The organism is Bacillus sp. F2HM (assembly GCF_019266135.1).
GTDB lineage: Bacteria > Bacillota > Bacilli > Bacillales > Bacillaceae > Bacillus > Bacillus safensis.
In genome coordinates, this window is sequence record NZ_LRMO01000011.1 from 92,243 (window position 1) to 113,885 (window position 21,643).

At 41.1% G+C, this 21,643-nt stretch carries 21 protein-coding genes, 1 pseudogene and 1 other annotated feature; of the genes and pseudogenes, 13 read left to right on the forward strand and 9 right to left on the reverse strand.

What is annotated here, in order from left to right:
* The first annotated feature begins 272 nt into the window (after positions 1–272).
* From murC to ccpA, 6 genes are all read left to right on the forward strand, one after another.
* The gene (murC, locus tag AWT60_RS07485) at positions 273–1,571 is read left to right on the forward strand and encodes a UDP-N-acetylmuramate--L-alanine ligase (RefSeq protein WP_025092288.1); all 1,299 of its coding nucleotides are present in this window, start codon (positions 273–275) and stop codon (positions 1,569–1,571) included.
* Between the two features lie 223 nt (positions 1,572–1,794).
* Entirely contained in the window at positions 1,795–2,214 is a 420-nt protein-coding gene (locus AWT60_RS07490; protein WP_024424855.1) for a DUF948 domain-containing protein, read from the forward strand.
* Between the two features lie 26 nt (positions 2,215–2,240).
* Positions 2,241–2,711 carry a YtxH domain-containing protein gene (locus tag AWT60_RS07495; RefSeq protein ID WP_041107287.1) on the forward strand — a complete coding sequence of 157 codons (471 nt, stop codon included), beginning with the start codon at positions 2,241–2,243 and terminating at the stop codon, positions 2,709–2,711.
* A gap of 33 nt (positions 2,712–2,744) precedes the next feature.
* The gene (gene ytxJ / locus AWT60_RS07500) at positions 2,745–3,068 is read left to right on the forward strand and encodes a bacillithiol system redox-active protein YtxJ (protein ID WP_046312088.1); all 324 of its coding nucleotides are present in this window, start codon (positions 2,745–2,747) and stop codon (positions 3,066–3,068) included.
* A gap of 221 nt (positions 3,069–3,289) precedes the next feature.
* Entirely contained in the window at positions 3,290–4,366 is a 1,077-nt protein-coding gene (locus AWT60_RS07505) for a bifunctional 3-deoxy-7-phosphoheptulonate synthase/chorismate mutase (RefSeq protein WP_034279528.1), read from the forward strand.
* 452 nt (positions 4,367–4,818) lie between these two features.
* A complete protein-coding gene (ccpA, locus tag AWT60_RS07510; protein ID WP_024424851.1) occupies positions 4,819–5,820 on the forward strand; it encodes a catabolite control protein A in 1,002 nt (333 codons plus the stop codon).
* Between the two features lie 43 nt (positions 5,821–5,863).
* Here ccpA and AWT60_RS07515 read toward each other — a convergent pair whose 3' ends face one another.
* Genes AWT60_RS07515 through AWT60_RS07525 form a run of 3 tightly spaced genes read right to left on the reverse strand, consistent with a single transcriptional unit; the run spans position 5,864 to position 8,334 of the window.
* The gene (locus tag AWT60_RS07515; protein WP_041086662.1) at positions 5,864–7,024 is read right to left on the reverse strand and encodes an acetoin utilization protein AcuC; all 1,161 of its coding nucleotides are present in this window, start codon (positions 7,022–7,024) and stop codon (positions 5,864–5,866) included.
* Positions 7,021–7,662 carry a CBS and ACT domain-containing protein gene (locus AWT60_RS07520; RefSeq protein WP_024424849.1) on the reverse strand — a complete coding sequence of 214 codons (642 nt, stop codon included), beginning with the start codon at positions 7,660–7,662 and terminating at the stop codon, positions 7,021–7,023. Before AWT60_RS07520 ends, AWT60_RS07515 begins: the two co-directional genes overlap by 4 nt.
* Before the next feature lie 39 nt (positions 7,663–7,701).
* The gene (locus AWT60_RS07525; RefSeq protein WP_218677091.1) at positions 7,702–8,334 is read right to left on the reverse strand and encodes a GNAT family N-acetyltransferase; all 633 of its coding nucleotides are present in this window, start codon (positions 8,332–8,334) and stop codon (positions 7,702–7,704) included.
* Positions 8,335–8,489: 155 nt separating this feature from the next.
* On the opposite strand from AWT60_RS07525, the gene acsA reads away from it, so the two are divergent.
* Both acsA and tyrS read left to right on the forward strand, forming a co-directional pair.
* On the forward strand, positions 8,490–10,214 hold the full coding sequence (gene acsA, locus AWT60_RS07530) for an acetate--CoA ligase (RefSeq protein ID WP_024426174.1): 1,725 nt from the start codon (positions 8,490–8,492) through the stop codon (positions 10,212–10,214).
* Positions 10,215–10,272: 58 nt separating this feature from the next.
* Positions 10,273–10,504: a binding site (T-box leader), on the forward strand.
* Between the two features lie 53 nt (positions 10,505–10,557).
* On the forward strand, positions 10,558–11,826 hold the full coding sequence (gene tyrS / locus AWT60_RS07535) for a tyrosine--tRNA ligase (RefSeq protein WP_024424846.1): 1,269 nt from the start codon (positions 10,558–10,560) through the stop codon (positions 11,824–11,826).
* 83 nt (positions 11,827–11,909) lie between these two features.
* Here tyrS and AWT60_RS07540 read toward each other — a convergent pair whose 3' ends face one another.
* Entirely contained in the window at positions 11,910–12,266 is a 357-nt protein-coding gene (locus AWT60_RS07540) for an antibiotic biosynthesis monooxygenase family protein (protein ID WP_087976517.1), read from the reverse strand.
* Between the two features lie 209 nt (positions 12,267–12,475).
* Between AWT60_RS07540 and AWT60_RS07545 the strand changes: the two genes are divergently transcribed.
* Positions 12,476–13,117, forward strand: coding sequence for an esterase/lipase family protein (locus tag AWT60_RS07545; RefSeq protein WP_163114906.1), 642 nt, complete (start codon positions 12,476–12,478; stop codon positions 13,115–13,117).
* 210 nt (positions 13,118–13,327) lie between these two features.
* A pseudogene (locus AWT60_RS07550) lies at positions 13,328–13,893 on the forward strand (cysteine hydrolase family protein).
* Between the two features lie 44 nt (positions 13,894–13,937).
* On the opposite strand, the gene AWT60_RS07555 reads toward AWT60_RS07550, so the two are convergent.
* Positions 13,938–14,492 carry a hypothetical protein gene (locus AWT60_RS07555; protein WP_041107273.1) on the reverse strand — a complete coding sequence of 185 codons (555 nt, stop codon included), beginning with the start codon at positions 14,490–14,492 and terminating at the stop codon, positions 13,938–13,940.
* Positions 14,493–14,776: 284 nt separating this feature from the next.
* On the opposite strand from AWT60_RS07555, the gene AWT60_RS18515 reads away from it, so the two are divergent.
* On the forward strand, positions 14,777–14,863 hold the full coding sequence (locus tag AWT60_RS18515) for a putative holin-like toxin (protein WP_017358303.1): 87 nt from the start codon (positions 14,777–14,779) through the stop codon (positions 14,861–14,863).
* Positions 14,864–15,151: 288 nt separating this feature from the next.
* Here the strand turns inward: AWT60_RS18515 and rpsD are convergent, their stop codons facing one another.
* Positions 15,152–15,754: a 30S ribosomal protein S4 gene (rpsD, locus tag AWT60_RS07560; RefSeq protein ID WP_024424838.1), complete on the reverse strand. Its 603-nt coding sequence runs from the start codon at positions 15,752–15,754 to the stop codon at positions 15,152–15,154.
* A 303-nt stretch (positions 15,755–16,057) separates the two neighbouring features.
* Entirely contained in the window at positions 16,058–16,555 is a 498-nt protein-coding gene (locus AWT60_RS07565; RefSeq protein ID WP_024426170.1) for a GAF domain-containing protein, read from the reverse strand.
* 126 nt (positions 16,556–16,681) lie between these two features.
* Here AWT60_RS07565 and refZ point away from each other — a divergent pair, with 126 nt between their 5' ends.
* Positions 16,682–17,347: a forespore capture DNA-binding protein RefZ gene (gene refZ / locus AWT60_RS07570; protein ID WP_218677092.1), complete on the forward strand. Its 666-nt coding sequence runs from the start codon at positions 16,682–16,684 to the stop codon at positions 17,345–17,347.
* On the opposite strand, the gene hisJ is transcribed toward refZ, so the two are convergent.
* A complete protein-coding gene (gene hisJ / locus AWT60_RS07575) occupies positions 17,317–18,132 on the reverse strand; it encodes a histidinol-phosphatase HisJ (protein WP_218677093.1) in 816 nt (271 codons plus the stop codon). The two genes, refZ and hisJ, sit on opposite strands and share 31 nt — an antisense overlap.
* Positions 18,133–18,472: 340 nt before the next feature.
* On the opposite strand from hisJ, the gene ezrA reads away from it, so the two are divergent.
* On the forward strand, positions 18,473–20,176 hold the full coding sequence (gene ezrA / locus AWT60_RS07580) for a septation ring formation regulator EzrA (RefSeq protein ID WP_218677094.1): 1,704 nt from the start codon (positions 18,473–18,475) through the stop codon (positions 20,174–20,176).
* 41 nt (positions 20,177–20,217) lie between these two features.
* Here ezrA and brnQ read toward each other — a convergent pair whose 3' ends face one another.
* Positions 20,218–21,561 carry a branched-chain amino acid transport system II carrier protein gene (gene brnQ, locus AWT60_RS07585; protein ID WP_076840287.1) on the reverse strand — a complete coding sequence of 448 codons (1,344 nt, stop codon included), beginning with the start codon at positions 21,559–21,561 and terminating at the stop codon, positions 20,218–20,220.
* Positions 21,562–21,643: the final 82 nt, after the last annotated feature.

The following is a 21,643-nucleotide window of genomic DNA, read 5'->3' on the forward strand; positions in this document are numbered from 1 at the left end:
TATGATAGCACATAGGTGCAATTTTGTAATTGGACGCTTTTCGCATGTCTGCCAGAACGCTTTTTTATGTAAAATAAGCGGAAACAGGTGTTAGAAATGGGAAAGTTGTCGGATACTAATCATAGTTAATATTGATTAGAATAGGAAGATCGGAAAAAAATCTTTATTTGGAGCTGCGATCTGTGATCAGCTAGAGGCAAAAATCACAAGTTGCAAATTGAAATGAGCGTCATATACTGTAAGTCAGATAGACGTTTGTTGGAGGTACAATTATGACTGTTTATCATTTTGTTGGAATAAAAGGGACAGGTATGAGTCCACTGGCCCAAATTCTTCATGATACTGGGTATACTGTCCAAGGATCGGATATCGAAAAACATATCTTTACACAAAAAGCATTAGAAGAACGAAATATTAAAATTCTACCATTTGACCCAGATAATATTCAGCCAGGGATGACGGTCATCGCAGGAAATGCATTCCCTGATACACACCCTGAGATTGAACGTGCCCTTTCTGAAGGGATTCCTGTCATTCGTTACCATAAATTCCTTGGAGAATACATGGATTCATTCACAAACGTTGCGATTACTGGTGCTCATGGCAAAACATCGACAACAGGACTGCTTGCTCACGTCATGCAGGCAGCCAAACCTACTTCGTACTTAATCGGTGATGGATCTGGAATGGGGAAAGAAAACAGCGAGTATTTTGTCTTTGAAGCATGCGAATACCGCAGACACTTCCTCAGCTATCATCCAGACTATGCGATCATGACCAATATTGATTTTGATCACCCTGATTATTTCTCGGATATTGATGACGTGTTTGATGCGTTTCAAAACATGGCGCTTCAAGTGAAAAAAGCCATTATCGCCTGTGGTGATGACGAGCATCTGCCGAAGATTCAAGCGAAGGTACCTGTTGTGTACTACGGTTTCAACGAAGAAAATGATTTCCAAGCACGCAATGTTGTGAAAAATACGGAAGGTACCACATTTGATGTATTTGTACGCAATACGTTTTATGATACCTTCTACATTCCTGCCTACGGAAATCATAATGTCCTCAACTCGTTAGCTGTCATTGCATTATGTCACTATGAGTCCATTGATGTAGAGCTTATCAAAGGCGCATTAACGACATTTGGCGGTGTGAAACGACGCTTTAATGAAAAAGTGGTTGGTGAGCAGGTCTTAATTGACGATTATGCACATCACCCAACTGAAATTGAAGTCACGATTGAAGCAGCTCGCCAAAAATATCCGGACCGTGATATTGTGGCTGTCTTCCAGCCGCATACGTTCACACGTACACAGCAATTCTTAAGTGAATTTGCTGACAGTCTAAAGAAAGCCGACTATGTCTACCTTTGTGATATTTTCGGTTCAGCCCGTGAAAACATTGGGAAGCTGAGCATTGAAGATTTACGAGAAAAAATCCCGCAGGCCCAATTGATTGAGGAAGAAGATACATCTGTGCTGAAAACGCACGAAGATGCGATTCTGATCTTTATGGGAGCAGGAGACATTCAGAAGTATTTGCGTGCTTATGAAAAAGTCGCTGTATAAATCCTTTAAAAAAGTGCCGTTTCACACGGCACTTTTTTTATTTTGAATAAAATGTGACAAAAGGGCTAAATGTGTCAACATGTGGCGCTTTTTTTCGTTCGCTGTGGACAGGAATTAGCGAATAAGTGTAGAATTATTATTCAATCGGTCATTCTAGGCGATGTTTGAATGATACAACGAGAGGGTAATGAATTGAATATGCCCGCAGCAAAGGAGGTATCAGATGATTATTATTCTATATCTAAGCGTTGCACTGATCGCAATTGCTTTCCTCATTCTTGTCATCTATTTGTCCAAAACATTAAAATCCTTACAGCTGACTTTAAAGAATGTTGCATCAACTTTAGAAGGTCTTGAAGGTCAGATGCAAGGCATCACCACAGAGACAGCACAGTTGCTACATAAGACGAATCAGCTTGCTGAAGATATTCAAGACAAATCAGCAAAACTTAACACAGTTGTGGATGCGGTGCAGGGAATTGGTGGCTCGATCAACCAATTTAATACAAGCATAAAGCAGGCAGCTGGTGCGGTTTCTTCATCCGTTGAAAGAAATCAAGAAAAAGTGACGGATGTGGTAAGCTGGAGTAACGCAGCACTTGAAATTTATAAAAAATGGAAACAGCGTAAACACCAAAAATAAACCATATTCGCATAGGAGGAATAATCATGAGCAAAGACGGAATCAATAGCAAAGACTTTTTGATCGGAACACTTATTGGTGGAATTGTTGGTGCAACAACAGCATTATTTTTAGCACCGAAGTCAGGGAAAGAGCTTCGCGATGATTTGAACACCCAAGCGAATGCGTTAAAAGAAAAAACAGACCGGCTCACAACAGATGCAAAAGAAAGAGGCACTGAATATGTGACGATTGCGAAAGATAAAACGTCTGAATTGTCTCAGCTTGTAGCAGAGCAGTCAAACCAGATTTTAGACAAAGTGAAAGACATAAAAGAGCGTGCGGCTGGAAAAGCTAATCACGTGAAAAATGAAGCAGAAGATGCGGCAGCGGATTTGGCAAGCGAAGCATCTGATGTAGCAGATGAAGCAAAAGTAAGAGCACAAGAAGCAAAATCAGAAATTGAAGACGGCATCAAAGATGTCAAAGAAAAAGTAGAACAATCTACTAAAGGCTAACTCTCACTGCTCGAAGTGAAGAAGGAGAACATCATGTCAAAACAACTCATTGAAACAGAAGAACAGTTTGATCAACTAACGAATCAAGATGGGACCTTTGTCTTTTTTAAGCACAGTTTGACATGTCCGATCAGCCAAGCGGCTTTTCAAGAGTTTGAAGCATTTGCGTCTGCACATGAAGACGTGCCAACTTATTTCTTGCAAATTCAAAACACGAGAGAGCTTTCATCCTACGTGGCTGAAAAATCGGGTGTAAAGCACGAAAGTCCGCAGGCACTCGTTTTTAGCGGTGGAAAAGTAAAATGGCATGCTTCTCACTCAAGCATTACAAAAGAAGCGCTTGAACATAATCTGTAAAAGAAAGAAACGTCAGCAGCGGCTGACGTTTTTTTTATAAAAAAGGTTTACTTGAACGAAAAGTATGCTATAATCTTACATACAATACTTTATCGCTTAAAAGCGTTTGGGTAATAAAGAAAATTTTCGTGACAATTCCGAAATCTTTGTTTATAATAAACCCTATCATGCAAGAATGAAAAAATAAAAAGCGAGAACAGGCAGAGGAAAGGATGACAAAAATGAGCAACAATGAACTAGAAAAATTGAGGCAGCAAGCAGATGAACTAAATCTTCAAATCTTAAAACTGATCAATGAAAGAGGAAACATTGTAAAAGAAATTGGAAAAGCGAAAGAAGCGCAAGGTGTCAACCGTTATGATCCTGTCAGAGAGCGCACAATGCTGAACCAAATTCTTGAAGAAAATGATGGACCATTTGAAAACTCAACGATTCAGCATATTTTCAAAGAGATTTTCAAAGCAGGTCTAGAGCTTCAAGAAGATGACCACAGCAAAGCACTTCTTGTTTCTCGTAAGAAAAAACCAGAAAACACAATCGTGAACATCAATGGGGAAGCGATCGGTGATGGAAAGCAGCGCTTCATCGTTGGACCATGTGCCGTTGAAAGCTACGAGCAAGTTGCAGAAGTAGCTGCAGCAGCGAAACAGCAAGGGTTAAAACTACTTCGTGGAGGCGCATTTAAACCTCGTACAAGTCCATACGATTTCCAAGGACTTGGTGTAGACGGTCTCAAGATTCTAAAGCGTGTAGCGGATGAATACGGTCTTGCTGTCATTAGTGAAATTGTTAATCCTGCTCATATTGAAGAAGCGATTGAGCATATTGATGTCATCCAAATTGGGGCGCGTAACATGCAAAACTTCGAACTGTTAAAAGAAGCAGGTTCCGTGAAGAAACCAGTTCTTTTAAAACGCGGTCTTGCAGCGACCATTTCTGAATTCATCAATGCAGCTGAATACATCATCGCCCAAGGAAATGATCAAATCATCCTTTGCGAGCGCGGTATCCGCACATATGAAACAGCGACAAGAAATACACTAGATATCTCGGCAGTGCCAATCTTGAAACAAGAGACACATTTACCAGTCTTCGTTGATGTGACGCATTCAACTGGACGTAGAGATCTTCTCCTTCCAACAGCAAAAGCAGCTCTTGCGATTGGAGCTGACGGTGTTATGGCAGAAGTACATCCAGATCCATCTGTTGCTCTATCTGATTCAGCGCAGCAAATGGACATTCCACAATTCGAAAAATGGTTAGATGCGCTAAGACCACTTGTCAACATTCACGCGTAATCATAAATAGAAATAGCCGCCGGATGACTGCCCGGCGGTTTTTTTTTGGAGAAAATACGATGAAGTTTGGAAATGAAAGGAAGAAAGCGCATTGCAAGCTCAAAAAGAGCTTGTTCACAATGTTTTCATTTTTAAAAATCGATAGAATCTGTTAAGATCATTGTCATAGCTGGCGTTCTCGATGGTTTTTTATGAAATATGATTCAAATTACAGGTAACAAGCTGTTTAAAGTTTGTTTAATTTAGTTATAAAAAGAAAGGGAACGTTTTCATATGACAAAAAAACGTGTATAATTTCATAAAAGAATGTCATTTTGATGTAGATTGAAAAATTATGTGTCTCTTTTCATCGTTTTAATGACAAATAGGATATTATTTTCCTCGTATCTGACATGTCTCTATACAATTGGTGAATGCTATAGATATGAAGTGTATTTGAAGGAGTGATTTATGTGAATAATGTTACAATATATGATGTAGCAAGAGAAGCAAATGTAAGTATGGCAACGGTATCACGCGTAGTAAATGGTAATCCAAACGTAAAACCAACAACAAGAAAAAAGGTGCTTGAAGCGATTGATCGCCTTGGGTATCGTCCGAATGCAGTGGCACGAGGCCTTGCAAGTAAAAAAACAACGACAGTTGGGGTCATCATCCCTGATATTTCTAGTATCTTCTATTCGGAATTAGCACGCGGTATTGAAGATATCGCCACGATGTATAAATACAACATCATTTTGAGCAATTCAGATCAAAATACAGATAAAGAGCTTCATTTGTTAAATACGATGCTCGGTAAACAAGTAGACGGAATTGTCTTTATGGGCGGAAACATCACAGACGTGCATGTGGAAGAATTTAAGCGCTCTCCTGTTCCGATTGTTCTTGCAGCATCTGTTGAAGAGCAGGCTCAAACACCATCTGTCAACATCAACTATGAGCAGGCCATTTATGATTCAGTTCAGCTGTTAGTTGAAAAAGGACATAAACGTATTGCGTTTGTTTCTGGTCCAATGTCAGAACCAATTAATTCCGTGAGAAAACTTGCAGGTTATAAGCGTGCGCTTGAAGAAGCGGGCATCGCGTTTGACGATGCACTCGTTGCTGAGGGCGATTACTCTTACGATTCTGGAATTGAAGCACTTGCTCATCTGCTTGAGCAGTCTGACAAGCCGACAGCTGTTATCGCAGCTACAGATGAAATGGCGCTAGGTGTCATTCATGGAGCACAAGACAGAGGGGTATCCATTCCTGAAGATTTAGAAGTGATTGGCTTCGATAACACAAGACTTTCTCTCATGGTGCGTCCTCAGCTGACAACAGTTGTTCAGCCGACATATGATATTGGTGCTGTTGCCATGAGACTGCTCACAAAGCTGATGAACAAAGAACAAGTGGACGATCAAATTGTTGAGCTTCCGCACAGAATTGAAGAAAGACAATCAACAAAATAAAACAAAAAAGCAGGCTTACCTTATGAGGGAAAGCCTGCTTTTCTTATGCCTTTTTCTTTTCTCTTCTAACAGGCATGAGTGCTTTTTCTACTGTTTGAGCATTTTTTTCTGTGATTTCTGCTTTTCTTGGGATCGGTGGATATAAATCGTCAGGATCTTTCCATGTAGGTGGAAGGGTAACAGGCGATTGCTTATTCCATGCCCGAATCCAGTCCTGAGGCAGCTCATCTGGCGGTGTAATGCCTTTCATCTCAAGCCAAATACGGCTCCAGGCTCTTGGAACGACGCGCCAAATATCATATCCCCCTCCGCCAACAGCGATCCATTTGCCATCACAATATTGATGCGCAAGCTCATGGGCAAGTCTAGGAATTTCCTCATATATTTTCATGGTGGCAGATAAATGAGTTAACGGATCATAGTAGTGTGCATCAGCCCCGTTTTGCGTCAAAATCACATCTGGTTTAAAAAAAGCAGCAATCTCAGTCACTGCTGTTCGGTATGCTTCGAGGAAGGATTCATCTTCCGTAAATGCATCTAGCGGAATATTATAGGCGTAGCCATAGCCTTTATCGTGGCCTCTTTCCTGTACTTGTCCGGTTCCAGGGAACAAGTAGCGTCCCGTTTCATGAATGGAGACTGTACATACCTCTGGGTCGTCATAGAAGCTGAACTGGACACCATCGCCGTGATGAGCATCCGTATCAATATATAAAATTCTAGCGCCATATGTCTTTTGAATATATTGAATCGCCACAGAGCTGTCATTATAAATACAAAAGCCAGATGCACGCCCTTTGAATCCGTGGTGAAGCCCGCCGCCAAGATTGAGTGCATGCTGCGAATGACCGAGCATCACTTGATCAACCGCTGTTAATGTTCCGCCAACAAGGAGAGATGCCGCCTCATGCATGCCTGCGAACATCGGTGTATCCTCAGTGCCAAGACCGTAGCGTTCACCCTCTTCTGTAGACAGCTTTCCTTCACTTGCTCGCTGCACAGCCTGGATATAATCTGCTGTATGGACGAGCTTTAATTCCTCCAGAGTAGCCATACGCGGTGCGACGATTTCATCCTCTGTTAACGCCTTCATTTTTTGAAGAAGATCATAAGTTAAGTAGACACGAAGCTGATTGAAGGGATGATCTTGGTTAAATTGGTACGTTTGAAAAGATGGTGAAAAAACAAAGGTCGCTTCCTTCATTTGATCGTCTGCTCCATAGGCCAGAGCACCTTATAGCCTTTTGCGCGAATCAGCTTCGTCACATGATCTGCATGAATGGTTTGAAGGCGGAATACGAGCACTTTAGAAGCCTCATTGGCATGAGGGTACACAAGTACACTCAGCAATTGAATATGCTGCTCCTTTAAAATGGCCGTAATGTCTGCGAGGCCTTCAGTCATCTGCTCCACTTCAACCTCTAAGTGCGATCCAGGCTGATCTGCACCTGTCAGTCTTACAAACGTACGAAGCAGATCTGTTTTTGTGATAATGCCTACAAGCTTGCCGCGTCTCACCACTGGAAGACAGCCAATTCCGTGCTCAAAAAAGACACTTGATATCTCCTCAACGAAATCAAGCGGGTGAGCAGTGATCGTCTCTAATACCATGATCTCTTCGACTGGCCGCTGAATAAAGAGCTTTCTTTTCTCTGTTTCAAAAATACTTGGACTGGCATTTTTAATATCTCGATCTGTCACCATCCCAATGACAGATCCTTGATCAGATACGATCGGAATATGCCGTATGTGGTGTGCACTCATTTTTTGAATGGCTTCTTCAATCGTATCGGTTTTTCGCAGCGTGATCACATCACGCTCCATAATTTGTTCAATCATCATTGTTTACCAATCCCCTTTGCCAAAAAAACGAATTGAACGTTAATACATAAAGCGCTGATGGAAGCGAAGACGATCGAAACGCTCGATCGAATCAGGACTCACATGTTTCCCAATTCTGGCCATTAAACAATTGGCTGGATGTGAGCTAATCTCTGGCTCGTCTGTTGCAAACCAGACAAGACCGCCTGCGTTCATCATTTTCTCCATCATTTTGCGGTACTCCCAAACGTTTTTATTTGTCCCCTTTAAATCCCAATGCCAGTAATATTCGGTTGTAATGATGATGTAATTCTCCATTTGTTCATCCATCATGCTCACATCAAGCAAATGCTTGCCAAGTGAGCATCCTCTAAATGGAGGAGCGACCTCAATCGCGCCAAGCTCAATTAAATTGTCCATTTTGCCCTCTGACCAGCGCTCAAGTGGATCAGGATACAAATACGTGACATAGCCTACGACGAGCTCATTCGCTCTTGCAATGATAATACGTCCTTCTGGAAGATCTGCTATTTCAACAAGTGCTTGTTTCTGTTCCTCAGGCGTGCGAAATGCCGTTAGTCCTTCATGAAACGTATAGTTCGCAAGCTCTGATGCAGGTACCGGTCCTTCAATCAGGATGAAACCTGTTTCTCGCTCAATGGTTTTTGAATAATAAGTTTTAGGATGCTCCACGTATCCACCGCCCCTAATTCTAGTGAGTCGTCTCTATTCTATCTTAAATCTTGCAATAATTAAAACGGTTTCATCAGAAGTTTTTTAAAAATTGAGAAAAAAAGTCATCTATACTATAATGGTCATTGTAAACGTATGCAAAGGGGGACTGTTTGATGAAATTGGAAACGCTACCATCAGTAAAAGGGGATTATCATTTAAATGATTATGAGCAGGCATACAAAGATTTTTCATGGGAGGAAGCTAGAAAAAACTTCTCCTGGTATGAAACAGGAAAAATAAATGCAGCCTATGAAGCGATTGACAGACATGCGGACTCGTTTCGTCAGAACAAGGTGGCGCTTCACTACAAAGATTCACAGCGGGATGAAAAGTATACGTTCAGGGATATGAAAATCAACACAAACAAAGCGGGGAATCTATTCAGAGAAAAGGCACATGTGGAAAAAGGGGATCGCGTGTTTATCTTTATGCCAAGATCACCTGAGCTCTATTTTCTTCTGCTTGGTGCGGTTAAAATTGGAGCGATCGTTGGCCCGTTATTTGAGGCATTTATGGAAGGTGCTGTCAAAGACCGTTTAGAGAATAGCGAGGCAAAGGTAATCGTGACAACACCTGATCTGCTCGAGCGAATTCCATTTGCAGAGCTTCCGAAGCTTGAATCTGTCGTCATTGTCGGCGGTGAAAACGAAGACGTCGATGGTGTGCGGACAATTCACTATGAAAAGGCGTTTGAGGAGGCAGCAAAGGAGCTTGAGATTGAATGGATGGATGAAAAAGACGGCTTCCTGCTTCATTACACATCAGGATCTACTGGTACGCCAAAAGGTGTGCTTCATGTCCATGGTGCAATGGTCCAGCAAGGTCAGACTGGTAAATGGGTGCTTGACTTGAAAGAAGATGACGTTTACTGGTGTACAGCTGATCCAGGCTGGGTTACAGGCACAGTGTACGGTATTTTTTCACCGTGGTTAAATGGGGCGACGAATGTGATTTTAGGCGGCCGGTTTAATCCTGATACGTGGTATGAAACCATTGAATCACTCGGTGTAACCGTTTGGTACAGTGCCCCGACCGCCTTTAGAATGCTCATGGGGGCAGGGGATGATCTTATTCAAAAATATGACCTCAGCTCGCTCCGACATGTCTTAAGTGTGGGAGAGCCACTTAATCCAGAAGTCATCCGCTGGGGAGATGCTGTTTTTGGCAAACGGATTCACGACACTTGGTGGATGACAGAAACCGGAGCACAGCTGATTTGTAATTATCCATGCATGGACATCAAGCCAGGCTCGATGGGAAAACCGATTCCAGGCGTAGAAGCGGCGATTGTCGATAATGCAGGAAATGAACTTCCGCCATACCGGATGGGCAACCTTGCGATTAAAAAAGGCTGGCCTTCTATGATGCATACGATCTGGAACAATCCTGAAAAATATGAATCTTACTTTATGCCGGGAGATTGGTATGTTTCAGGAGATTCAGCTTATATGGACGAAGACGGATACTTTTGGTTCCAGGGACGTGTCGATGATGTCATCATGACGTCAGGAGAGCGGGTCGGTCCATTTGAGGTGGAAAGTAAACTGGTCGAACATCCAGCTATTGCGGAGGCTGGTGTCATTGGAAAGCCAGATCCGGTCCGCGGTGAAATTATTAAAGCATTTATAGCGCTTAGAAGTGGATATGAGCCGACAGATGAGCTGAAAGAAGAGATTCGTACGTTTGTGAAAAAAGGACTCGCAGCACATGCGGCACCGCGGGAAATTGAGTTTAAAGACAAACTGCCGAAAACGAGAAGCGGAAAAATTATGAGACGTGTGCTAAAGGCGTGGGAGCTGAATTTACCTGCTGGCGACCTTTCGACAATGGAAGATTAAATTTTTCATCAGTTGACTTGATATCAAAAGTGTGTTAAAAATGACATTAGTTGAATATGAAAAGGTTTTGACTGAGATTCAGTAGAATGATCTTTCCCTGTTGAAGAGAGCTGACGGCTGGTGCAAGTCAGTACAAAGAGATATTCGAATTACCCTCACGAACCGCTTTTACGAAAAGGAGCATGCCCTGATTAGTGAAAGAACGGATCTGTCCGTTATCAGTGTAAGTGAAAAGACGAGATTTTTTGTCTTTTAAGCAGGGTGGTACCGCGATATATATCGTCCCTTCGTTCATTCGAAGGGGCGTTTTTTATGTTGAATTGTAAAAAAAGGAGATTTGGAAATGAGTCAATTGATGGAAGAGCTATCGTTCAGAGGATTAATTCAGCAGCAAACTGATGAAGAAGGTTTAACAAAATTGTTAGCAGAAGAGAAAATCAAACTATACTCCGGTTTTGATCCGACAGCTGACAGCTTACACATTGGTCATCTATTGCCAATTTTAACATTACGTAGATTCCAAGAAGCAGGTCATCATCCGATTGCTCTTGTTGGCGGCGCAACTGGACTCATTGGTGACCCTAGCTTCAAAAAAGCAGAACGTTCACTCAATCCAGCAGAAATCGTCGAACAGTGGTCAGAAAAAATCAAAGGACAGCTGTCTCAATTTCTTGATTTTGAAGCAGGCGAGAATCCAGCTGTCATCGTGAATAACTACGACTGGATCAGCCAAATGAATGTCATCACGTTCCTTCGTGATATTGGAAAGAACTTCGGTGTGAATTTCATGCTGGCAAAAGATATCGTGAGCTCACGTATCGAAACAGGGATTTCTTACACAGAATTCAGCTACGTCATCCTGCAGTCTTTAGATTTCTTAAACCTTTACAGAAATGAAAATTGTAAGCTGCAAATCGGCGGAAGTGACCAGTGGGGAAATATCACATCTGGACTTGAGCTGATCCGTAAGTCTGAAGCAGAAGGGGCAAAAGCATTCGGTCTGACGATGCCGCTTGTCACAAAAGCAGACGGCACAAAGTTTGGTAAAACAGAAGGCGGCGCCATCTGGTTAGATAAAGAAAAAACGTCTCCATACGAGTTCTACCAATTCTGGATCAACACAGATGACCGTGATGTCGTGAAATACTTAAAATACTTTACGTTCTTATCAAAAGAAGAGATCGCATCGTACGAAGAAAAAGTGCAAACAGCACCTGAAAAGCGTGAAGCGCAGCGCCGTCTAGCAGAGGAAGTGACAACACTTGTACATGGCCGTGAATCACTAGAACAGGCTGTTAACATCTCAAATGCGCTATTTAAAGGTGAGATCAAATCTCTTACAGCTGAAGAAGTGAAAGTAGGCTTTAAAGATGTTCCATCAATGGAGAAAAGCAGCACAGAAGAATTAACACTTGTCGATATCCTTGTGGAATCAAAGCTGTCTCCATCAAAGCGTCAAGCACGTGAAGATATCACAAATGGTGCTGTCTCCATCAACGGAGAGAGACAAACAGATAAAGATTATGTTCTTTCAGCTGACGACCGAATTGAAAACCAATTTACTGTTTTAAGAAGAGGGAAAAAGAAATACTTCCTCGTGACGTATAAATAAAGTATGAAACAGTAAGCATCATGGAAAAGCCCCTCAAATGTTCGTGTACATTGAGGTGCTTTTCTTTTTTATGTAGAAGTAGCTTATTCGTCTGCTTCTTGTTCAAGGAGTGAATCTTTGTTTGTATAAGCATGTTCTACCTTACAAATTCGAGTTGTATAGGATTCATACCAATCTTTTTTCCCCTTTTTTTGAACACGTTGATGTGCTGTGTGTGCTTTCCATTCTTTGATGGCTTCTAATGAATCCCAATAAGAGACAGTGATTCCAACACCATGTTCATCTCGTACACTTTCTATTCCAAGAAACCCATTTAGATCTTTCGCTAATTCTTCCAATTTTTGAGCAGCCGCATCGTATTGTTTCTGTTCGACATTTGTTCGTTTTGATGTGAAAATCACGGCATAATAGGGTGGTGAAGGTGTTTGAGTAAATAGCATTTAGTAGAACCTCCTTTTGTCTATTTGACATTATATATGAAAGAAAGAGGGTCTCGTAGTCTTTTTGTTTTAATTTAAAAAAGTCCAAGGTGCTTTTTGATTATTTATATTTTTGTAAAATCATCTCATAAACATTACCTTGTTCACTTTTCTGACATATTTTTCTTGTATAAAATAGAGTCGTATAAGATGAATAAGGGGGAATGAAAGTGATGTTCGTTAAGAAAAGGAGTTTGCAAATTCTCATTGCGCTTGCATTGGTGATTGGTTCAATGGCTTTTATCCAGCCGAAAGAGGTGAAGGCGGCTGAGCATAATCCAGTTGTGATGGTGCACGGCATTGGTGGTGCCTCTTATAACTTTTTTTCTATTAAAAATTACTTGATTGGACAAGGCTGGGATCGAAACCAATTATATGCTATTGATTTCATAGACAAAACAGGAAATAACCGCAACAATGGTCCGCGTCTATCGAGATTCGTCAAAGATGTGTTAGACAAAACGGGTGCCAAAAAAGTAGATATTGTGGCTCATAGTATGGGCGGGGCGAACACGCTATATTATATTAAGAATCTAGATGGCGGCGATAAAATTGAGAACGTTGTCACAATTGGTGGAGCAAACGGACTCGTTTCAAGCAGAGCATTACCAGGCACAGATCCAAATCAAAAAATTCTTTACACATCCGTCTATAGCTCAGCAGATCTTATTGTCGTCAACAGCCTCTCTCGTTTAATCGGCGCAAGAAACATCCTGATCCATGGCGTTGGCCATATCGGTCTATTAACCTCAAGCCAAGTGAAAGGGTATATTAAAGAAGGACTGAACGGCGGAGGACAGAATACGAATTAAAAAACAAAAAAAGACAGCGGCATATGCTGTCTTTTTTTATGTCAGTTGGCACATGGCGGCTGCTAGGTAAAAGAGATATTGATAAAGGAGGCAAAACGATGATGCAAAAACAGACAAAACATCGTACATAGCCAAATAAAAACATGTACAAAACGATCCTCATTCCTTACACTACATGTAGTGAATGTGAATATTCGGAGGTGGGCGTTTGTGAAAACGAATCAAAAGGCTTTTATCATTGTAGATGTACAAAAAGCGTTCGAGCATGAAAAATGGGGAGAACGCAATAACCTAGGGGCAGAGGGAAATATCAGCAGGCTATTGGCGTTTTGGCGAGAGAAAGGCTGGAAAGTGATTCATATTCAGCATACATCCGACAATCCGGACTCTGTATTTCATCCAGCAAATGAAGGGCACCTTTTCAAAGATATGGCTAAACCGCTAGAGGAAGAAACAGTGATACAAAAGAAAGTCAACAGCAGCTTTATAGGTACAAGCTTGGAGGAACAACTAAGGTCAAATCAGATTGACACGGTCGTAATTGCAGGATTAACAACCCCTCACTGCGTATCAACGACCACAAGAATGAGCGAAATCTTGGCTTTGATACGTACTTGATCTCAGATGCAACAGCCGCATTTGGACTAACAGATCAAAACGGTACATATTTTGACCCAGAAACGATCCACCGGCTCTCACTTGCAACCCTGCATGATGAATTTGCGACTGTCATGACAACAGAGCAGCTCATCGCAAAATGGACAAGTCCAGAATGAACGTTTGAAAGCTCCTAGGAAGAAATCTAGGAGCTTTTTTTATGCTAAGTATATGTGTCCAGCGATTGTTTTCGTTGTTTCTTACGTGAGTAAACGAGATCAATCTCAATAAATAAAAAACTGACAAAGAATGATAAAATCAATACGCCGTCATCCCCTATCGATACATTCATTAAGTTTAAGTAAAGGACATACTTGATAGAGAGATATAAAACGATCCAAGAACTCACCCATTCCAAAGCATAAGTGAGCCATACAGGAAGTTTAAGGAGATAAGCCAGTCCTTTTCCTATGAATAGAAGGACAGGTGACCAAAAAACGACGATAACACTCACGAACAAAGAGAAAGAGATCAAAGAAAAAAACGAATCATACGTGATGGTTTCTCCAAAAAGAAAATTCACGCCTAGAACGGTGATGTATAGCAATACACTTGAAACCGCGATCACAAAGCAGATAGAAAAAAAGAGCAGGAAGATAAACAGACTTGCAGCAAATCTATTGGGTGGCTCATCTATAATCTGTTTTTTTCTTAGAAGAGAATAGGCAATCACTGATAAGGTTAAAAGTAAGAATAGAATAATCGTGATACTATACATGGAACTCCTCCATCTAAGTACTATAGAAGACCATACGACTGATATGTCATCTATCATGATTGTACCAATAGAAAAAAGGAACTTCAATGAAATATTTCCTATATTTGTATATAAAAATAGAGACAGGTTTGATTGAAGTAGAAATGGAGGGGATGGTCGAGGAAAAGTGGTTTTTGAAAATGGGAGGTTTCTTCCAATAATCTCATGTATAATAGAGAATGTACAAATGTACGGCTTACTCAAAGGTGGTCTTGGCTAAATCCCCTTGAAAGGGGGTGACGCCTATGTCAACTTTTCAAGCATTATCCCTTATGTTTTTATTTGGGATGTTTATACTTGCTTTGTTGACGTATATAGACAAAAAGAAATAGACCACCCTTTGAGCCTAGACAACTTGTAGGGTAGGTCCATTTATTGCGTACCTTCTAGCCAGCTCACTTTGAGCCAAGCATTTGTGCATTGCCGGGATGTGACAGCATCCTGGCTTCTTTTATTTTACGCTAAGTCTATTTGTATTATAACATAAAAAGGATGCGGTTAAACACTGTCATACATTTGCTTTTACTTTATATGTTTGACCCGAAACAAAAAACCCTAGAAATCCTTGAACAATCAAGGGATCTAGGGTTTGTTTGCTCTGTCTTAGAGAAGTAATGAAATTAACGAGAGTAGAACTCAACGATTAGTTGTTCGCTGATTTCAGGCGCTAATTCAGAACGCTCTGGAAGACGAGTGAAAGTTCCTTCAAGCTTTTCAGCATCGAAAGAAAGGTATTCAGGAACGAAGTTGTTTACTTCAACTGATTCTTTCACTACTGCAAGGTTTTGAGATTTCTCACGAAGAGCAATCGTTTGACCTGGTTTCACAGAGAAAGATGGGATGTCTACACGGCTTCCATCAACAAGGATGTGACCATGGTTTACTAGCTGACGAGCTTGGCGGCGAGTGCGAGCAAGGCCAAGACGGTATACTAGGTTGTCAAGGCGAGTTTCAAGAAGGATCATGAAGTTTTCACCTTGTTTACCAGGAAGTTTAGCAGCTTTGTCATATAGTGTACGGAATTGACGTTCGTTGACACCGTACATGTGACGAAGCTTTTGCTTCTCTTGTAATTGTAAACCATATTCAGAAAGTTTTTTGCGTTGTCCTGGACCATGTGGGCCTGGAGCGTAAGGGCGTTTTTCAAGTTCCTTACCTGTTCCGCTTAATGAAATGCCTAAACGGCGGGAAATCTTCCAACTTGGACCTGTATAGCGAGCCATAATGTGACTCCTCCTTATTGTTTTTATTTGTGAAAAATAAAAACCGTCTGTTCTTCCTCTTTTTCGTCATTATGTTTTCATGCATCCTCGCTCCAGCAGCAGGGAGTTACAAGATACACCTTCATAATATAGAAGGAACAAAATGATACAAAAAAGCCGAACAAAAAGGCTGCCATATTTCACACAAACTCTATTATATGACGCTGGGTAGGAGAAGTCAACCTATTTAGAGGCAAAGGTGACGTTCTTCATTATATAAAGAAACATAAAAAAGCAGACAATGTGCCTGCTTTTTCTGCATGATTACGCATCCGTAGAGACGGATAACGCCTGTTGGAGAATTTCTGTAAATTGAATAAGGTAGGTCTCATCTACTTCACTGAAGCGGTCTTTCACAGGGCTGTCAATATCGAGTACCCCAATGATCTGTCCATTGACCTTGAGCGGAATGACTATTTCAGATTGCGATGCGGCATCACAGGCAATATGTCCAGGGAATGCATGGACATCAGCGATACGCTGCACTTCACCTGTCGCAAAGGCTGTACCGCAAACACCTTTTCCAGAAGGGATGCGCACACATGCAGGCAGTCCGTTAAATGGTCCAAGCACAAGCTCGCCGCCCTTTGCTAAATAAAACCCTGCCCAATTGACTTCAGGAAGTGAGTGATAGAGTAGCGCAGCTGCATTTGCCAAATTGGCAATCAGATCAGGTTCACCATCTGTAATGGCTTCTACCTGTTTGACAAGCAATTGATAGTCTTTTGAAGGATCGCCAGACTGTTTTTCGACATGAAACATGAAAATCTCCTACTTTCTATCTTAAAAATACATAACTTGCGTCTCGCATGTGGGATTTGTCGAGCAAATGTAAAAGGAACTTCCGCCTTCATCTTGAAGTATGTACACATGAAGAGGGGTGAGCGGATGAAAACATCAACAACCGTACAAACAAAAGATCGTATTATGGAGGCTGCCATCAGACTTTTTAACCAAAAAGGATTTTCTGGAACCTCTGTCCGTGAGATTGCGAAGGAAGCAAACGTCAACGTTGCCCACATTTCTTATTACTTTCAAGGAAAAGGAGGGCTGCTTGAGCAGCTCGTATCCGATTTTTATGAAGGCTACATTCACATGATTGAATCACATCTCCATCACATGGAAACCCGTCATGCAAAAGAATGCTTACTACATGTGGTTTTTGATATTTTATCTTATCAGCACAAGCACCGTCAATTAACCCGTTTCGTTTATCGGGAGGTGACGATTGATTCGACACTCATCAGAGAAATCATGTCGACATATTTAACAAAAGAAAAGTATCTGTTTCAGCTTATCATTGAAAAAGGAAAAAGCACCCATGTTATTTGTGAGCAGCTTTCACTCGCATCCTTTATGATTCAGCTAAAATCACTTCTCATGATGCCATATTTACAGCCGCAATATTTAACAGAGGTGCTTTATTTGAACCCAAGTGAGCCGTATTTCTATCAAATGTACTTTAAGGAGCTGAGCCGCTCGCTTCATTATCTGTTAGAACCAAAAGAGCCGGCACTAGATTCTCATCTGAACCTCATGATGTCCTCGAATTGATCATACGCATATCCGAGATCTTCCGCTTGATGGGCATCAGAGCCGAATATGAGCGGAATTTTTTTCTTTTTTGCAAGGTCAATCATCCATTGATCTAAATAGATACTTCTGGCATATGTTTTACGAAGACCTGATGTATTAAAATCTAAGGACATGCCTTTTTTTGCCGTTTCTTCAAGGCAAAGGGTGACCTTTTGACAAAGTTCAGGTGACATTTCATATGGAAAAAGCTGTTTGAATTTCTGGACAAGGGTGATATGACCGATTCTCTTTGGCTTATATTGGCCTAAAGATGATAGAATAGAAGAATGAATTTGGTCATAGTAGCTTTGATAGACCTGTTCGATGCTGCCATAGATGCTTATTAGCTGCTGGAAGGCATGCTCGTCAAAATCAAGGCAAATATAATCATCGCCAGCAGGAAGAAAGTGAACAGATAAAATGGCGTCGTCTAGTTCTGGACCGTAGCAGTCTAAAAAGGTTCTTGTTTCCTCTTCATACTCTTTGATAAAGTCAACCTCAAGCCCAGTTTTTACTATTAATTGTCCTTTGTATTCTTGTTTCAGCTGAGCCAGTTTCGTTATATACGCTTCAAGGTCTTGGCGCTTCATGGCACTATCCTGCTCAGGTGTTGGATCTTGAAACGATGGAGGCAGCGGGGCATGCTCGGTAAAGGTTATGGAATCAAATCCCTTTTTGATGGCTTTTTCAATATAAGAATGAAAAGAATCAAGCGAACCGTGCGGGCAAAACGGTGTATGTAGATGTGCATCTTGTTTCAGCATGTCGTCACCTCTTGTCGATATTTTGAAAAACGTGATGTTTATCAGCGAAAATAATGAAAAATCATGACCAAAAATGCTGGTTACATGGTATCATAATAACAATGAAAACGACAGCTTCCGCATACATAAAAGCAGGTCACATTGATACGTGTGATCAAATGATAGAAAGCGCACAAATACTTTCTTGAAAAAACATACATAAAACCGTGAATGGATGGTATTGGAAAACATACGATCCTGCTTATAAAAAACAAATGCAAAGCGGACACGAAAGGGTTCTCAGGTCTACTCGGGACACTTTTACCCTGACATCACTTAGATCACAACAAGGGGGCTCATTATGGAGTTAATCATCGGTTTAATTGTCATTTTGCTTGCTTTGTTTTCAGTCGGTTATTTCCTGCGAAAAAATATATATAAAGAGATTGACCGATTGGAAGCATGGAAAATTGAAATTTTAAACAGATCAATTGTAGAAGAAATTTCAAAGATCAAACATTTAAAAATGACCGGAGAAACAGAGCAATTTTTTGAAAGATGGCGTGCAGAGTGGGACGATATCGTCACAGCCCATCTTCCAAAGGTAGAGGAGCTATTATATGATGCAGAAGAGTATTCTGATAAATATCGATTCTCCAAAGCCAAGCAGGTTCTTACGCACATTGAGGACTTGCTGAGTGCTGCTGATTCGAACATTGAAGACATTTTAAAAGAGATTGCAGACCTTGTCACAAGCGAGGAGCAAAATCGCAAGGACATTGAAAAGGTCAAAGAACAATATCAAACAGTTCGAAAAAATCTGCTTGCGTACAGCCATTTGTACGGCACCCTTTATGACAAAATGGAGCAGGACTTAGATGAAGCCTGGGAAGGGATCAAGCAGTACGAGGAAGAGACAGAAAACGGCAACTATATGAAAGCAAGAAAGATTTTGCTTGAGCAAGACCGCAGACTCGATCAGCTTCAGCTGTATATCAATGATGTACCGAAGCTCATTGCAGACTGTAAACAAACCGTACCAGGCCAGCTGACGAAGCTGAAAGACGGATATAAAGAAATGACAGACAAAGGCTACAAGCTCGAGCACATCCAGATCACTAAAGAGCTTGAGAGCTTAAACAAACAGCTGACCCGTGCGGAAAAACTACTGATTGATGAACTCAATCTGGAAGAAGCATCAAGCATTTTGCAAATGATTGATGATGCCATTCAGACGCTGTATGATCAGCTGGAAGCGGAAGTAGAAGCAGGTCAGGAAATCAAAAGCAAAATGCCTGAGCTGACGGAAGCATTTGAAAAGCTCGAGCAGGATCACACCCAAACAAAGGCAGAAACAGCTCTTGTAAAAGAAAGCTACAAACTGACAGCCGGAGAGCTTGATCAACAGAAGGCGTTCGAAAAACGCTTAGAAGAAATTGAAAAGCTCATGAAACAAATTCGCGAGAAGCTTGATCGTGACCATGTCGCATATTCATTATTAATGAATGAAATCAATCAGCTTGAGACCTTTATCGATGATGCAAAAGCATTGCATGATACATTTAAGGATCATCTTCAATCATTAAGAAAAGAAGAGCTGCAAGCGAGAGAAACACTGGCTGAGCTCAAAACGATGCTGACAGATACAGTGCGTCAGCTGCAAAAAAGCAATATTCCAGGTGTACCTGCTGATATGAAAGAGCAGGCTGAAAAAGCGCAGGAGATGATTCAGCAAGTGCACGAGCAGCTGGAGAACCTGCCGCTCAACATGCCAGCTGTGAATGGGCAATTAAAAGAAGCCTCCAACACAGTGAGACATGTTGTGAATGAGACGGAAGAAATGCTCACTAAAGTGGATCAAATTGAACGAATCATTCAATATGGCAATCGTTTTAGAAGCCAAAATCATATTCTTTCAGAACAATTAAAAGAGGCAGAGCGAAGATTTTATGCGTATGATTATAACGGTTCATTTGATGTAGCAGCAGCAGCTGTTGAAAAAGCATCACCTGGAGCCGTTCAGAAGTTATTAGCTCAGCACGAAAAAGAATATCAGCATCAATAAAAAAGCTGAAGTCCATTGATAGGACTTCAGCTTTTTTTGTATTATGATGCCTGTTTCTGGCGTTCTTCTGAAGCAGAAGAAGTGAAAAGTGAGATCACGAACCCAATGGCGACTCCAAGTATCGCAGGAACAAGCCAGCCAATGCCAAGGTCATAAAAAGGCAGCACTGTTTGGAAAATGTCTTTTACTGGACCGATTGGAAGCTTTGCTGCTGCTAAGCCGTCAAATAAGCTGACGCACCCTGTTAAAATTAACGAGAGGACATATACAGGTCTTCTATGTCCAAGCCATTTATCTGCAAGTGATAGAACGATGATCACAATCGCCAGCGGATAAATCGCTGTTAAGACTGGAACAGAGAAAGCAACAATATGAGCAAGTCCAAAGTTAGAAATGATGAAACTAAATAATGTAACAAGTGTCACGACCATTTTATATGAAAGCTTAGGAAGTAACTTCGAGAAATACTCTCCACATGATGTGACAAGACCGATACTTGTTGTTAAACAAGCGACTGTGATGGCAGCACCTAATACAATATTTCCTAGACTGCCGAAAAGGAACTGAGAAGACTGTGCTAAGATTTTGCTTCCATCTCCAACGAATCCAATGGCATGTGTACTAGAAGCACCTAGATATGCAAGTGACAGGTAAACAAAGGCTAATCCAGCAGCTGCAATCAAACCTGCTTTGATACAAGCAGAAGCCAGTGCCTTTTTACTTGTCACACCGCGTCCTTTAATCGCGTTGATGACAACAATTCCAAATACAATAGAAGCAAGAGCATCCATCGTTTTATAACCCTCTAAAAACCCTTTGAAAAACGATCCGTTGCTATAAGATACATCTGGTGTACCAATGACGCCCATCGGTGTCAAAATGGCTTTGACAATGATAATAAAAATGATCGTAAATTTAATCGGTGTTAATATTTTCCCTACACGATCCACGATTTTCGTTGGATTTAAAGCAAGGTAATACGTAATACCGAAAAAGACGAGTGTAAATAAAAGAAGAGACAGCCAAGCTGGCACACTTGATAAAAATGGTAATGCTCCAATCTCATATGAAACTGTTCCTGTACGCGGAATAGCGAAAAGCGGCCCAATGGATAAATATAAAATGACGGTGAATGCTGTTCCAAACACTGGGTGAGCCTTATCTGCAAGTCCTTTTGCATCACGCCCTGTTAAAGCAATCGCAATAATCCCGAGTAGAGGTAAACCGACACCTGTTAATAAAAATCCGCCCATTGCTTTCCATACATTTGTTCCGGCATATTGCCCAAGCTCTGGTGGATAAATCATATTTCCGGCGCCGAAGAATAAAGCAAATAACATAAAACCTATAATAATCGTATCTTTCGTCGACAATGTTGCCTTCATTGAATATAAAGCCTCCAATATTATGTTGAAATATTCTGTTAATTAGCTGCTAAAACGGTTCTTCATTAACATTCACTAATTA